This is a genomic window from Cloacibacterium sp. DMC96 (assembly GCF_056313765.1).
On record NZ_JBQUZQ010000001.1, the window covers coordinates 1,770,088 to 1,784,778 of the forward strand.

At 33.3% G+C, this 14,691-nt stretch carries 14 protein-coding genes; all 14 read left to right on the forward strand.

All coding sequences use genetic code 11. From position 1 onward, the window contains the following. Positions 1–113 precede the first annotated feature (113 nt). The 14 genes from ACT53I_RS07950 to ACT53I_RS08015 all read left to right on the forward strand — a co-directional run bounded on the left by ACT53I_RS07950 (position 114) and on the right by ACT53I_RS08015 (position 14,670). Positions 114–668: a NuoI/complex I 23 kDa subunit family protein gene (locus ACT53I_RS07950; protein WP_069797219.1), complete on the forward strand. Its 555-nt coding sequence runs from the start codon at positions 114–116 to the stop codon at positions 666–668. Further along, positions 669–1,163 (forward strand): NADH-quinone oxidoreductase subunit J family protein, encoded by a 495-nt coding sequence (locus ACT53I_RS07955; RefSeq protein WP_476079243.1) that lies wholly within the window; start codon positions 669–671, stop codon positions 1,161–1,163. Positions 1,164–1,167: 4 nt separating this feature from the next. Further along, positions 1,168–1,494 carry an NADH-quinone oxidoreductase subunit NuoK gene (gene nuoK / locus ACT53I_RS07960; RefSeq protein ID WP_069797220.1) on the forward strand — a complete coding sequence of 109 codons (327 nt, stop codon included), beginning with the start codon at positions 1,168–1,170 and terminating at the stop codon, positions 1,492–1,494. A 5-nt stretch (positions 1,495–1,499) separates the two neighbouring features. Next, positions 1,500–3,392: an NADH-quinone oxidoreductase subunit L gene (gene nuoL / locus ACT53I_RS07965; RefSeq protein ID WP_476079244.1), complete on the forward strand. Its 1,893-nt coding sequence runs from the start codon at positions 1,500–1,502 to the stop codon at positions 3,390–3,392. 3 nt (positions 3,393–3,395) lie between these two features. Further along, positions 3,396–4,880, forward strand: a complete 1,485-nt coding sequence (locus tag ACT53I_RS07970; RefSeq protein WP_476079245.1) for a complex I subunit 4 family protein — start codon at positions 3,396–3,398, stop codon at positions 4,878–4,880. 73 nt (positions 4,881–4,953) lie between these two features. Further along, a complete protein-coding gene (locus ACT53I_RS07975; protein WP_476079246.1) occupies positions 4,954–6,333 on the forward strand; it encodes an NADH-quinone oxidoreductase subunit N in 1,380 nt (459 codons plus the stop codon). A gap of 127 nt (positions 6,334–6,460) precedes the next feature. Beyond that, positions 6,461–7,558 (forward strand): MBL fold metallo-hydrolase, encoded by a 1,098-nt coding sequence (locus ACT53I_RS07980; protein ID WP_476079247.1) that lies wholly within the window; start codon positions 6,461–6,463, stop codon positions 7,556–7,558. A gap of 142 nt (positions 7,559–7,700) precedes the next feature. Continuing rightward, complete coding sequence (locus ACT53I_RS07985) at positions 7,701–8,330, forward strand: TetR/AcrR family transcriptional regulator (RefSeq protein ID WP_476079248.1); 630 nt, start codon at positions 7,701–7,703, stop codon at positions 8,328–8,330. 4 nt (positions 8,331–8,334) lie between these two features. Then, on the forward strand, positions 8,335–9,585 hold the full coding sequence (locus ACT53I_RS07990; protein WP_476079249.1) for a TolC family protein: 1,251 nt from the start codon (positions 8,335–8,337) through the stop codon (positions 9,583–9,585). 66 nt (positions 9,586–9,651) lie between these two features. After that, positions 9,652–10,623 (forward strand): HlyD family secretion protein, encoded by a 972-nt coding sequence (locus tag ACT53I_RS07995; protein WP_476079250.1) that lies wholly within the window; start codon positions 9,652–9,654, stop codon positions 10,621–10,623. Positions 10,624–10,746: 123 nt separating this feature from the next. Next, the gene (locus ACT53I_RS08000) at positions 10,747–11,670 is read left to right on the forward strand and encodes an ABC transporter ATP-binding protein (RefSeq protein ID WP_476079251.1); all 924 of its coding nucleotides are present in this window, start codon (positions 10,747–10,749) and stop codon (positions 11,668–11,670) included. Next, on the forward strand, positions 11,663–12,409 hold the full coding sequence (locus ACT53I_RS08005; protein WP_476079252.1) for an ABC transporter ATP-binding protein: 747 nt from the start codon (positions 11,663–11,665) through the stop codon (positions 12,407–12,409). The genes ACT53I_RS08000 and ACT53I_RS08005 overlap by 8 nt, the downstream gene beginning before the upstream one ends. Before the next feature lies 1 nt (position 12,410). After that, positions 12,411–13,517, forward strand: coding sequence for an ABC transporter permease (locus ACT53I_RS08010; RefSeq protein ID WP_476079253.1), 1,107 nt, complete (start codon positions 12,411–12,413; stop codon positions 13,515–13,517). A 31-nt stretch (positions 13,518–13,548) separates the two neighbouring features. Then, positions 13,549–14,670 carry an ABC transporter permease gene (locus tag ACT53I_RS08015; RefSeq protein ID WP_476079254.1) on the forward strand — a complete coding sequence of 374 codons (1,122 nt, stop codon included), beginning with the start codon at positions 13,549–13,551 and terminating at the stop codon, positions 14,668–14,670. The last annotated feature ends 21 nt before the right edge of the window (positions 14,671–14,691 follow it).

Consider the following 14,691-nt stretch of genomic DNA (forward strand, 5'->3'; position numbering starts at 1 on the left):
TCATTTGAAATTGATTATTTGAAATTTGAAATTATAAAAAAATTAAAAATTGAAGATAAAGTTTGAGTAAAGAAAAATCTCATCTCAAATCACACATCTCAAATATAATTTATATGAAACTAACCAATAGATCAAAGGTAGCTTCTAACAAAAAGATGACTTTTGCAGAGAAAATTTATCTCCCTGCAATCATCAAAGGAATGGGAATTACCGGAAAACATGCGATAATGACTCTTACTGGGAAACTACCAACGGTAAGCTATCCTGAAGAGCAAAGAGAATTTTCTAAAATTTATCGTGGCTTACACGTTCTGAAGCGTGATGATGAAGGCAGAGAAAGATGTACTGCTTGTGGATTATGTGCGGTAGCTTGTCCAGCTGAAGCCATTACCATGACTGCCGGAGAACGTACCAAAGAGCAAAAACATCTTTACAGAGAAGAAAAATATGCCGAAGTATATGAAATCAATATGCTAAGATGTATCTTCTGTGGATTATGCGAAGAAGCTTGTCCTAAATCTGCAATTTATCTTACCGATAGAATTGTAAAACCAGAACAAAACAGAGGCTCATTTATCTACGGAAAAGATCTTTTGGTAGAAAGCATGGAAAACAGAATAGATATTTCTGAAAGACAAACAGAATCACAAAAAAAAGCTCTTAAATAAATGGAACAGTTCTTATTCTTTTTTATCGCTTTAGTAGCGGTTGCAAGTGCTGTTTACTTTGTATTTGCAAGAAATCCTTTGTATGCAATTTTATCACTAGTTGTTACTTTCTTTAGCATTGCTGCGTTATATGTTTTACTGAATGCGCAGTTCTTAGGAATTGTACAAATTATCGTGTACACAGGAGCCATCATGGTGTTATTCCTTTATGTATTAATGATGCTTAATCTTAATGCTAAAGACGAAAGCAAAAAACAAAACCTTACGAAATTTATCGGTATTTTTTCTGCCGGAATCCTTTTCGTGGGAATGTTAGGAGCTTATAAAGGTCTTTCTCAATCGAATGTTGTTGATAATATTGATAGCAGCATCGGTTTGACTAAAAACCTTGGAAAATTATTGTTTAACGAATATGTATTACCATTCGAACTCGCTTCTATCCTGATTTTAGCAGGTATTGTAAGCGCAGTATTAATTGGTAAAAAAGATTTATAGAATTATGGAAGTCAATTCATTTTTACAAAACATACCGCTCAATTGGTACATTATTTTAAGTACTACATTGTTTTGTTTAGGAGTTTTAGGAGTTCTCGTTCGTAAAAATGCCATCATCATTTTAGGATGTGTAGAATTAATGCTTAATTCTGTAAATCTACTTTTGGCTGCATTTTCTGCTTATAAAGGAGATGGACACGGACAAATTTTGGTATTCTTTATCATGGTAGTGGCTGCTGCAGAAGTTGCGGTAGGTCTAGCGATTATCACTATGATGTATAGAAATACCAGAAATGTAGATGTAAGTATTTTTAACAAATTAAAAGGATAATGCAGATGGAAAATTTAGTATACGCAATCGTTTTACTTCCTTTAATTGGATTTGTAATCAACGGATTATTCGGAAAGCGCTTACCAAAAGCTTTGGTTGGCGGATTAGCTACCTTAGTAGTATTCGTGGCTTTTCTAATTTCTATAAGTATTTTTATAGGTTTTCCTGCAGACGGAACACCATTTATTGTAAAAGCATTTGAATGGTTCACCATTGGTGGAATTCAAGTGAATTTCGGGTTCCAAATAGACCAATTATCATTAATGATGATGATGATTGTAACAGGAATTGGTTCTTTGATTCACTTGTACTCTATTGGTTACATGAGCCATGACAAAGGTTTCTACAAGTTTTTTACTTATCTGAATTTATTTATTTTCTCCATGCTTCTTTTGGTAATGGGAAGCAATTACCTTATTCTTTTCATCGGTTGGGAAGGTGTAGGTCTTTGTTCTTACTTACTGATTGGTTTCTGGTACGAAAATACAGAATATGGGAAAGCAGCAAGAAAAGCTTTCATTATGAACAGAATTGGTGACCTTGGTTTATTGATTGGTATTTTCCTAATCGCTTCACAAACCAATGCACTAGATTATCTTTCTGTAGCACAAAACGCTTCAAAATTTGAATTTGACGGAGTAGTGATTATGTTTATCACGCTTAGTTTATTCATTGGAGCTATGGGTAAATCTGCACAGATTCCTTTATTTACATGGCTACCAGATGCGATGGCTGGTCCTACTCCGGTTTCAGCGTTAATTCACGCGGCAACCATGGTTACTGCTGGTATTTATTTAGTAGTACGTTCTAATTTCTTATATCATCTTTCACCGAGTACTTTAGACTTTATTCTTGTAATAGGTCTTGCTACTTCATTATTTGCAGCATTCATCGGTTTAAGACAAAATGATATCAAAAAAGTGTTAGCATACTCTACTGTTTCTCAGTTAGGACTTATGTTTATAGCACTAGGTGTAGAAGCTTATACTTCTGCTATGTTCCACTTAATGACACACGCTTTTTTCAAAGCATTGTTATTCTTAGGAGCTGGTTCTGTAATTCACGCAATGAGTGGAGAACAAGATATGAGATTTATGGGAGGCTTAAAATCTAAAATTCCTGTAACCTATTGGACTTTCTTAATCGGAACATTAGCCATTGCTGGAATTCCGCCATTGTCTGGTATGATTTCTAAAGACGAAATTTTAGTTGCACTCTGGGCAAAATCTCCAGTAATTTGGGGCTTAACATTGTTCAGTGCTGCATTAACTGGAATTTATATGTTTAGATTGTTATTCTTAACCTTCTTTGGAAATTTCAGAGGAACAGAAGAACAAAAACATCATTTACACGAAAGTCCCATCTCTATGACTTTACCATTAGTAGTATTAGCTGTACTATCAGTGGTTGGAGGTTTCATTAATTTACCACATTTCATAGGTCATGGTGAATATCAAAATTTAGCACATTGGTTAGAACCACTTTACGTATATGGAGCGAAACATGCAGAAGTTCCATTTAATATTGAAATGATTCTTTTGGCGATTACATTAGTAATGGTAGCAGCGGTATTCTTCATCGTAAGAAATATCTATGTTACTAAAAACAAAATGGCTCAACCAGAAGAAAATTATAAAGGCTGGGAAAGACTTTCAGCTAAAAAATTATTAATAGACGAACTTTATAATGCTACGGTAGTGAAACCTGTAGAAGGTCTTGGAAAAGGCACCAGAATGTTTGATAAACTGATGGATAGATTCTTCAATTTTGTAGGTTTCGGAGCAGTAGAATCTGGAAGATCGTTTAAAAAATTCCAAAATGGTAATGTAGAAAATTATGTTCTCATTATGTCTTTGGCAATCGGTTTAATTTTAATTGTTAACTTTTTATTACAATAGCAAATGTTAGAAGCACTGTTACTTTTACCTTTAATTGGTTCAGGATTAGTTTTTGCGTTTAGAAACTCTAATAGCAAATATTTAGCAGTAGGAATTGCTTTCGTGCAGATGTTTTTAACATTCTACATGCTATCACAATTTAATAATGTACCTACGGTAGACTCTCCATTGCAATTTGAGATTATCAAACCGTGGTCATCATATATTAAAAGCACATTACACTTCGGTGTAGACGGAATGAGCATGCTTTTGTTATTATTAACAAACATTTTAGTTCCATTAATTATTCTTTCTTCTTTCAATGAAAACAAAAAATACAATAATAATTTCTACGCGTTAATCCTATTAATGCAGTTTGGTTTAGTAGGTGTTTTCACTGCTCTAGACGGATTATTATTCTACGTTTTTTGGGAAGTAACGCTTATCCCAATTTGGTTCATCGCTGGACTTTGGGGAGACGAAGAAAAAAGAATTAAAGTTACTACTAAGTTTTTCGTATATACTTTTGTAGGTTCATTATTTATGTTCATTGGTTTGATTTATGTTTACAACCATGCTGCATCTTTTGAACTGACAGATTTATACAATGCTAACTTAAACGAAGTACAACAAGTAGTGGTTTTCTGGTTAATTTTCTTAGCTTTTGCTGTAAAATTACCAATTTTCCCACTTCACAATTGGCAACCAGATACTTATACATTCTCTCCTACTCAAGGAACGATGTTGCTTTCTGGGATCATGCTTAAAATGGCAATTTATGGTGTTTTAAGATATTTATTACCAATTGCGCCAACTGCTTTACTAGGAACTTCTGGACAAGTCGTGATGATTCTTTCTATTCTTGGAGTGGTTTACGGAGCGCTTATTGCGATTGTACACCATGATATTAAGAAAATTATCGCTTACTCATCTCTTTCACACGTAGGATTAATGGTGGCAGGTATTTTTGCTTCTGCTATTCTTACCGCTCAAGGAAATTTTACTTTCGAAGGAGCACAAGGAGCTTTGGTTCAAACTTTTGCACACGGTATTAATGTGGTAGGTTTATTCTACTGTGCTGATATTTTAATCAAACAATTTAAAACAAGAGACATCAGACAAATGGGAGGTTACGCTAAAGCGGCTCCTAAATTTGCTACGCTTTTCATGATTTTATTACTTGGTTCTATGGGAGTTCCATTAACCAATGGATTCATCGGCGAATTTATTTTATTAAAATCTATTTTTGATTATGATAAAGTGGTAGTCGTTTTTGCAGGTCTTACTATTATTCTAGCCGCAGTTTATCTGCTAAGAATGTATGGAAAAGCCATGTTTGGAACTGGTGATGAAAGAGTAGTAAATACCTTAAAAGACATTTCTAATGTAGAATTTGTAGTATTGGCAAGTTTAGCTGTAGTGGTAATCGTATTAGGAGTTTTCCCAAGCAGTGTTTTAGAAATGGTGAATAGTTCGTTGAAGTTTATCTACTCTTCTATTAAGGGTTAAAAAAATAATAAATTTTAGAATTTGTCTTTTGAGAATCTCAAATCTCAAATCTTAAATCTCAAATCTATAAATAATGAGTGTTTTAGTAGTTTTATTCCTTACGGCAGTATTAGCATTATTTTCTGGTGTTTATAATCAAGGAAAATTTGCAAGATATATCGGAATTTTGGGACTTTTGGTTGCACTTTGTGTAAGCTTCTCTCCTGAGTTAGCATTTTTTAATCAATACAAATCTATGTTTGATTTTAATGAGAATGCGGCTTTATTTACCAAAATTTCGTTAGTGGTTACATTGTTAATTTTCTTCTTAGGAAGTTTTGCATTTAACAATCACCGTAGTCACCAATCAGAATTATATTCGTTAATGTTGTTTTCATTAATCGGAGCAGTAATTCTTTTCAGTTTTACAAATTTAGTAACACTATTCTTAGGAATCGAAATCTTATCTATTCCGCTATATGTAATGGCTGGAAGTAACAAGACTGATTTACGCTCAAACGAAGCTTCAATTAAGTATTTCTTAATGGGAGCATTTGCTACAGGATTCCTTCTTTTCGGGATTGCATTAATTTATGGAAGCACAGGTAGTTTTGACGTTCATGTAATCAATACTTTCAGCGTAGCAAATCCTAAAGATTTAATGTTTGTAATGGGAATCATGTTAATGTTGGTAGCAATGGCATTTAAGGTTTCTCTAGCTCCTTTCCACATGTGGAGTCCAGATGTTTACCAAGGTGCTCCATCATTGATTACTACATTCATGGCTTCTGTAGTAAAAATTGCTGCATTCTTTGCATTCTTCAAAGTTATGAATCTTGCTTTTGCAGGAAGCATTAAAGAATGGATTAACATTCTAGGCGTTTTAGTCATCATGACACTTTTATTAGCCAATGCAATGGGATTAGCACAAACCAATGCTAAGAGAATGTTGGCTTATTCATCTGTTTCTCATGCAGGTTATTTAGGTTTAATTTTCTTTGGAGCAAACAGCTTATCTGTATATAATTTAGCATTTTATCTATTCGCATATTCACTATCTACAGTTGGAGTATTTATGACTTTAATTTGGGTAGAAAAACTGAAAAGAGAAACTTCTTTTGAAGCATTCAAAGGATTAGCAAAATCTGAACCTTTATTAGCGGTTGTTACTGCGGTTTCATTATTATCAATGGCAGGAATTCCATTAACAGCAGGATTCGTAGCGAAATTTAACATTTTTGCTCAAGCGATGAATGGAGCTGCTTTCCTAGTTTTGATTGCTGTATTAGGTTCTGCACTAAGTATCGCTTATTATTTAAAACTGATTATTTCAATGTTTTTCCATACAGAAACTACATTTAAAAGTTCAGAAAAAGTAAGCATTACGTATAATATTATTGCAGTTTTCATCATTGTAGCAATTCTTGCAATAGGTATTTATCCAGACCTTTTCAAAGTACAATTCGGACTTTAATTAGCAAGACTTAATCATAAAATAAACACAATTCAGAAATGGGTTGTGTTTTTGTTTTTATTTTATTAATATTAAAGTAAATAAAAAACTCTAGCGTATCAATATTTATATGAAATTCTTAAAAAAAATGATAATTACATTTACCATACTCATTGCAGCTATTGCAATAGGAACATATCTTTTTATGCAAGGCAAACAATTTGGAGAGTTACCTTCTGGAAAAAGATTAGAAAGAATTCTAAAATCACCTCATTACAAAAACGGAAAATTCCAAAACCTCAATCCTACTCCACAATTGGCAGAAGATACCTCAATGCCAAAAGTTCTCTATAATTTCTTTTTCTCAAAAGTAGAAAACGCCACTCCCAAAAAGAAATTCCATTTCACTAAAACCGATTTAAAAAACCTTAACCCAACCGAAAACTTCTACATTTGGATGGGGCATTCCTCCTATTTTCTACAAATTGATGGTAAAAAAATATTAGTTGATCCTGTTTTCAGCGGTAGCGTTTCTCCGCTAAAATTCACCAACAAAGCCTTTGACGGAACAGACATTTACACCACAGAAGACATTCCAGAATTAGATTATTTGGTGATTACCCACGATCATTGGGATCATTTAGATTACGAAACCGTTACAAAACTTCGTCCGAAAGTAAAACAAATCATCACAGGTTTAGGAACTGGTGCGCATTTGGAATCTTGGGATTTTGAACCTTCAAAAATTGTAGAATTAGATTGGTTCGAAAGTTCTAACTTAGGAAATGGATATAAAATTAATGCAGAACCAGCTAGACATTTTTCTGGTAGAGGATTCAAAAGAGACCAAGCAATTTGGGCAAGTTTTGTTTTGGAAACACCAAATTCTAAAATTTATATCGGCGGAGATTCTGGTTATGACAATCACTTCAAAAAAATTGGAGAAAAATACGGAAAACTTGACTTGGCAATCCTAGAAACTGGACAATATAACGCTGCTTGGAAATACATTCACATGCTTCCAGGTGAGCAATTACAAGCAATGAAAGATTTAAATGCCGACAGAATGATTGCAGTTCATAATTCTAAATTCAAACTAGCACTTCACTCTTGGTATGAACCTATGGAGAAACTTCATGAACTCAATACCGAAAAATTGAGAGTCATCACTCCAAAAATTGGTGAAAAAGTTTTTTGGCAAGATGATGAAAAAATTTATCCTAAGTGGTGGAAAGAATATAAATAAATGCAACGCAATTCAGCAATGAGTTGCGTTTTTCTTTGAAAACAATTGACGCTCGCTTCGCTCGCGCCAAAACTCAAAATAAATTTTAATCATATGATTAAATAATTTGTTTAAATCAAATATTTAATTGTACATTTGTTTTATGAAAAGTGAAAAACAGATGAATGAAAAAGAACAATCTACCGAAGAAAAAATTCTAGAAGCAGCTTCAGAAGTCTTTACCGAAAAGGGATTTGCAGGAACCAGAACCAGAGATATTGCCGAAAAAGCAGGAATAAATCTGGCACTACTCAATTACTATTTCAGAAGTAAAGAAAAACTTTTTGAACAAGTGATGAAGATAAAAGTAGTGCTACTCTTCGGGAAGATTTTCCCTATTCTAAGCAACGAGAAAACATCTTTAGAAGAAAAAATAGACTTGGCTTCAGAAAAATATTTCGAAATTTTGTCTAGAAATCCTAATCTTCCTCTTTTTGTAATCAGTGAAATTCAGAAAAAAAATTCTAACATCACAAAGATTATTCCTGTAAATAAAATTTTTGAAAATTCTGTCATCATCAAACAAATCAAAGAAAAAAGACCAGAAATCAATCCATTGCATTATTTAGTCAATTTCTTAGCGATGACTATTTTTCCTTTTGTAGCTAAACCCGTTTTTAACGCTTTTGAACTGACTAATGAAACAGAATACCACCAATTCATTAGCGAAAGAAGAAAACTCGTTCCAATCTGGATGAAACAACTTTTAGAAATAAAAACTGAAAATCTTTAACACGATGGAAAAACTTAAATACATTTTCCTCTTATTCATAGGGCTCATCAATGCCCAAGAAACCATTACCCTTGAACAATGTTACCAATGGTCACGAGAAAATTATCCTTTAATCAAAAAAAAAGAATTGATTAAAAAAGCAGAGCAATACACGACAGAAAATGCCCTAAAAGTCTGGCTTCCTCAAGTCAATATTACTGCGCAAGCAACTTACCAAAATGATGTGACTCAATTTCCCGTGAAATTGCCAAACGTGAATGTAGAACCACTCAGCAAAGACCAATACAAAGTTTATGCAGACGTTTCTCAAACCATTTACGATGGCGGAAATATTAGAAATCAGAAAAATTTAGCAAAAATCCAATCCGAAGTTCAAACCATACAAACTGAAGTGGAATTAGACAAACTGAAAGAGAGAATTAATCAACTCTATTTTGGGATTCTTCAAACCAATAAACAATGGACTCAACTACAATTCACAAAACTCGACATCAAAGAAGGCATCAAAAAAGCAGAAGCTCAATTGAAAAATGGGGTTATTTTCAGAAGTAATTTAGATGTTTTAAAAGCAGAATTGGTAAAAATTGAACAAAAAGAAATTGAACTTCAAGCCATAAAGCAAAATTTCGTGCAAATGCTTTCTTACTTCATCAAGAAAAATATCGACGAAAATACTCAATTAGAAACTCCTGAAAAAATTCTATTAACGAAGAATAATAACCGTTCAGAACTAAAACTTTTTGATACACAGAAACAACTCCTCGAAACACAAAGGAAAATCATCAATACTAAAAACACTCCAAAACTAGGAGCTTTTTTCACAGGAGGATACGGAAAACCGGGTTTTAATATGCTGAAAAATGAGTTTGACCTTTTCTATATTGGTGGAATTAGACTTAATATCCCGATTTCTGGATTTTACACTCAGAAAAACGATTTGGCTTTGTTAGAAAATCAGTCACAAGATATCGAAATCCAAAGAGAAAACTTCTTGTTTAACCAAAATTTTATTGAAATCCAACAAAGAAATGACCTTGAAAAGATTCAAAATTTAATTGACAAAGACAATGAACTGATTGAACTAAGAAAAAACATCAAAACAGCAAGTCTTGCCCAATTAGAAAATGGCGTTATCAATACCAATGATTATCTGCGAGAAGTAACCGCCGAAGAACAAGCAATTCTCACAAAAATTACCCACGAAATTCAATATTTATTGACACAATATAATTTGAAAGCTCAACTAAATAATTGAAAATGGAAAGGGAAAATTAAACTTCTTAACAACTTCACGATTCTACAACTTTACAAAAAATAAAAAATGAAAAAATATATTCTTCCTCTACTAGTTTTGACCATTTTCTCTTGCAAAAGAGCAGACCAAGATTATGATGCTTCTGGAACTTTCGAAGCAGATGAAATCATCGTTACAGCGGAAGCTACAGGTAAAATCCTCGAACTCAATATCAATGAAGGAGATGCATTAAAAGCCAATCAAAACATAGGTCTTATTGACGGAAAAGGCGTAGAATTACAAAAAGAACAGGTTTTGGCTTCTATCAATGCCATCGAACAAAAAACCAATGATGCAGCACCTCAAATTGCAGTTCTGCAATCTCAGTTAGCTACACAAAATTCTCAAATTACTGTGCTTCAAGAGCAATTAAACAATGCAGTGAGAGAAAGAAACAGAACCGCCAATCTCGTAAAATCAGATGCTGCAACGCGCAAGCAATTAGATGATTTAAACGGAAATGTTGTGGTAATTCAAAAACAAATAGCAACTGCAAAATCACAATCAGAAATTTTAAAACAACAGATTTCTTCTACTCTAGAACAAGTGAAAATCCAGAATAGAGCTATTTTAAGTGAAAAAAATCCTACCGAGAAGAAAGTTTTGCAAATAGATGAACAGCTAAAACATAATGTTATTTCTTCACCCATCAAAGGAATTGTACTTACCAAATACATGAATAAAGGTGAGTTTGCCACCATCGGAAAACCAATTTATAAAATGGCGAATTTAGATGAAATGATACTGAGAGCTTACATTACAGGAGACCAATTGGCAAAAGTAAAAGTCAGACAAAATGTAAAAATTTTAGTTGACGCAGGAAATGGCGAAACCAAAGAAATGAACGGAAAAATCTACTGGATTTCACAAAAATCTGAATTCACTCCCAAAACCATTCAAACCAAAGATGAGAGAGCCAATCTAGTATACGCTACCAAAATACATGTTAAAAATGATGGCTTTCTAAAAATTGGAATGTACGGAGAAGTGAAACTTTAATTATGAATAGTGAATTTAAAAAATTTGTGGACTTTGCTAATCATCTTTGATGATTCTTTGCGAACTTAAAAAATATTTTCAGAGTTGTAAAAAAAAATCTTTGCGCACTTTGCGTTAAAAACAATGATTAAAGTAGAATACATATCAAAATCTTACGGCGAAAAAAAACAAAAAATTCTGGCGGTAGATAATATTTCCTTTTCGGTAGAAAATGGAGAAATTTTCGGGTTAATTGGTCCCGATGGAAGTGGCAAAACCTCTATTTTCCGAATGCTGACTACTCTTCTACATCCAGATTCTGGTTCTGCAGAAATTGAAGGACTTGATGTGGTTGAAGACTACAAAAAAATTCGTCAAATTCTTGGTTATATGCCAGGAAAATTTTCTCTGTATCAAGATTTAACTGTAGAAGAAAATCTAGAATTTTTCGCTAGTGTTTTCAATACAAGCATACAAGAAAATTACGATTTAATCAAAGATATTTATCAGCAGATTGAACCATTTAAAGACCGAAAAGCAGGAAAACTTTCTGGCGGAATGAAGCAGAAATTAGCCCTTTCTTGCGCTCTGATTCATAAGCCAAAAGTTTTATTTCTAGATGAACCTACAACAGGAGTTGACCCAGTTTCGAGAAAAGAATTTTGGGAGATGCTGAAACGCTTAAAACAACAAGGCATCACCATCGTGGTAGCTACTCCTTACATGGATGAAGCCACACTCTGTGACAAAGTTGCTCTCATGCAAAACGGAAAAATTTTAAAAATTGACACTCCACAAAACATTTGTAATAGCTATCCTGAAGATTTATACGAAGTAAAAACCGAAAATATTCCTGCACTCATCAAAATCCTTAAAGAATACGAAACCACTAAAAACACTTATGCCTTTGGCGAATTTGTACACGTGGTGATTAAAAAAGAAAAAGATTTTAAAAAGGAAACTCTTGAGAAATTTTTACAAGAAAAAAGATTTAACAAAATTGAAATCAACAGAATAGAAGCTACCATAGAAGATAGTTTTATTCTTTTACTCTCAAATCATGAATAAAGAAATCGCCATACAAGCCGAACAAATCACTAAAACATTTGGAGATTTCACTGCGGTAGACCATATTTCCTTTGAAGTAAAAAAGGGAGAGATCTTCGGATTTCTAGGCGCAAATGGAGCTGGAAAAACCACCGCAATGCGCATGTTTTGCGGACTTTCTACACCCACTTCTGGTAAAGCGATAGTTGCTGGATTTGATGTCTACAAAAACGCTGAACAAATCAAAAAAAACATAGGCTACATGAGTCAAAAGTTTTCTTTGTATGAAAACTTATCCATTTTAGAAAATTTGGAATTCTTTGGCGGAATCTATGGTTTAAGTATGAAGGAAATCAAACAAAAAAGCAAAGAACTCATTGAGAAATTAGGTTTAGAACAAGAAAAAAACAAGATGGTTTCCGAACTTCCGCTGGGTTGGAAACAGAAACTGGCATTTTCAGTCGCCATTTTTCATCAGCCAGAAATTGTTTTTCTAGACGAACCAACTGGTGGTGTAGACCCTATTACCAGAAGACAATTTTGGGACTTAATTTATGATGCTTCAGAACAAGGAATTACCATTTTTGTCACTACACATTATATGGACGAAGCCGAATATTGCAACCGAGTTTCCATCATGGTTGACGGAAAAATTGCAGCAATTGACTCTCCTGAAAATTTGAAAAAAAGTTTTCAAGCCAGAACCATGGACGAAGTATTTTATCAATTAGCCAGAGGCGCAAAAAGAAGTGCTGATTAAAATGAAACAGTTATTCCCATTTATCCGAAAAGAATTTTATCACCTTCTGCGTGATAGAAGAACTTTATTCATTCTTCTTGCAATGCCAATTATACAAGTATTGCTGTTCGGTTTTGCGCTTTCTACGGAGATTAAAAACACCAAAGTAGCTGTTTTTGATCAAGATAAAAGCATCATTTCAGCACAATTGGTTTCTAAAATTCATAAAAATCAATATTTTGACTTTGAAAAAAATCTGACTTCTAACAAAGACTTTGAAAACGCTTTTAAAGACGGAAAAACAAAGCTACTTCTCGTTATTCCTTCTGATTTCTCAGAAAATTTAACTCAAGAAAAAAAAGCAAAATTGCAGATTTTAGTTGACGGAACAGATGTAAACCTCGGAAATCAAATCGCGAATTATTTCCAAAATATAGTCCTGGATTTCTATCAAAGTCAACAAAAAGAAACACTGCTAACGTTTTCTGTTTCTCCAGAAATTAGAATGCTCTATAATCCTCAACTTAAAGGAGCACCTAATTTCGTTCCGGGAGTTGTTGCACTCGTTTTATTGATTGTTTGCGTGATGATGACTGCAATTGCCATCGTAAAAGAAAAAGAAACAGGAACAATGGAAATTCTATTGGTTTCGCCTATGAAACCTCAATTTATCATTATTTCTAAAGCAATCCCTTACTTTATTTTAGCGATGGGAATTCTTGGAGTAATTCTACTTTTAAGTTATTTTTTACTGGATTTACCCATAAAAGGAAGCATCATTTTGCTGTTTTTTGTGAGCACTATTTTCATCATCACCAATTTACTTATCGGGATTTTAATTTCTATTTTTTCAAAAACTCAACAACAAGCTATGCTTTTTTCGATGATGGGAACCATGCTTCCTACACTCATGCTGAGCGGATTTATGTTTCCTATCGAAAATATGCCCATTCCATTACAAGTGATGTCTAATATTATCCCTGCAAAATGGTATTATATCATGATTAAAAATATTATGATCAAAGGAACCGGACTCGCCGTAATCTGGAAATCCCTTTTAATTTTAACAGGAATGATGATGGTTTTTTTCACGATTGCTGTGAAAAAATTTAAAATAAGATTGGAATGATGATTCACATGCATCTCAAAATTGAAAAATTATGAAACAGCTACTCTTCTTACTTCGTAAAGAATTCCGACAAATTTTTCGGAACAAATCTATATTGGCAATTATTTTTGTTGCACCGATGATGCAGCTCATCATCTTGCCTTTAGCTGCAAGTTATGAGATAAAAAACATCAATCTATCTGTTGTAGACCATGACCACTCTAGTTTTTCAAGGGAATTAATTCAAAAAATAACCGCAAGTAACTATTTCAAATTGCAATATTACGGTGAAGACTACCAAAAAGCTTTTGAAACCATAGAAAGCGAAAAATCAGATATTATTCTAGAAATTCCACCAAAATTTGAACAAAATTTAGTGAGGGAAAATCAACAAAAAGTATTGGTTGCTATTAATGCAATAAACGGCACTAAAGCAGGATTGGGAGGAAGTTATCTAGCACAAATTTTACAAGATTATAACCAAAATATCCAAACGAAACTCTCACCAAAATTGGTTGAATTTCAAAAAAATGCAGGTCTAGAAGTAAATGCTACCCTTTGGTTCAATAGATTTTACAACTACAGATTGGCTCTGGTTCCAGGTATTTTGGCATTTCTTGTGACGCTAGTTGGCGGAATGCTTTCGGCGCTAAACATTGTCTCTGAGAAAGAAATTGGCACAATTGAACAAATTAATGTTTCACCCATCAAAAAATCTACTTTCATCCTCGGGAAACTTATTCCCTTTTGGATTTTGGCAAATGTAGCTTTTACCATGGGACTTTTGGTTTCCAGATTTGTCTATGGGATAGAAATTTACGGAAGTTTACCACTACTTTATTTCTTTGTGGGAGTTTATCTTTTAGCCATTTTAGGATTTGGTTTATTGATTTCAACCTATAGTGAAACGCAGCAACAAGCGATGTTTACCATATTTTTCTTCATGATGATTTTTATAATGATGAGCGGTTTATACACGCCCATTGAAAGCATGCCAGAATGGTCTCAAAAATTGACGCTTCTTAATCCGCTTACGTATTTAATAGAAGTGATACGATTAATTATGCTCAAAAATTCTGGATTCAAAGATTTAATTCCTCAGTTTATCTCCATTTTAGGAATGGCAGTTTTCTTTAACTCTTGGGCTGTTTGGAATTACAGAAAGACTTCTTAATTTGGGAAAAAATCTAGTTTT

Coding starts and splice junctions, on each gene's coding strand:
- ACT53I_RS07975 (WP_476079246.1), top strand. CDS start 4,954: ATGAGTGTTTTAGTAGTTTTATTCCTTACGGCAGTATTAGCATTATTT.
- ACT53I_RS08010 (WP_476079253.1), top strand. CDS start 12,411: ATGAAACAGTTATTCCCATTTATCCGAAAAGAATTTTATCACCTTCTG.
- ACT53I_RS08015 (WP_476079254.1), top strand. CDS start 13,549: ATGAAACAGCTACTCTTCTTACTTCGTAAAGAATTCCGACAAATTTTT.
- ACT53I_RS07955 (WP_476079243.1), top strand. CDS start 669: ATGGAACAGTTCTTATTCTTTTTTATCGCTTTAGTAGCGGTTGCAAGT.
- ACT53I_RS07990 (WP_476079249.1), top strand. CDS start 8,335: ATGGAAAAACTTAAATACATTTTCCTCTTATTCATAGGGCTCATCAAT.
- nuoL (WP_476079244.1), top strand. CDS start 1,500: ATGGAAAATTTAGTATACGCAATCGTTTTACTTCCTTTAATTGGATTT.
- nuoK (WP_069797220.1), top strand. CDS start 1,168: ATGGAAGTCAATTCATTTTTACAAAACATACCGCTCAATTGGTACATT.
- ACT53I_RS07950 (WP_069797219.1), top strand. CDS start 114: ATGAAACTAACCAATAGATCAAAGGTAGCTTCTAACAAAAAGATGACT.
- ACT53I_RS07985 (WP_476079248.1), top strand. CDS start 7,701: ATGAAAAGTGAAAAACAGATGAATGAAAAAGAACAATCTACCGAAGAA.
- ACT53I_RS07970 (WP_476079245.1), top strand. CDS start 3,396: ATGTTAGAAGCACTGTTACTTTTACCTTTAATTGGTTCAGGATTAGTT.
- ACT53I_RS07995 (WP_476079250.1), top strand. CDS start 9,652: ATGAAAAAATATATTCTTCCTCTACTAGTTTTGACCATTTTCTCTTGC.
- ACT53I_RS08000 (WP_476079251.1), top strand. CDS start 10,747: ATGATTAAAGTAGAATACATATCAAAATCTTACGGCGAAAAAAAACAA.
- ACT53I_RS08005 (WP_476079252.1), top strand. CDS start 11,663: ATGAATAAAGAAATCGCCATACAAGCCGAACAAATCACTAAAACATTT.
- ACT53I_RS07980 (WP_476079247.1), top strand. CDS start 6,461: ATGATAATTACATTTACCATACTCATTGCAGCTATTGCAATAGGAACA.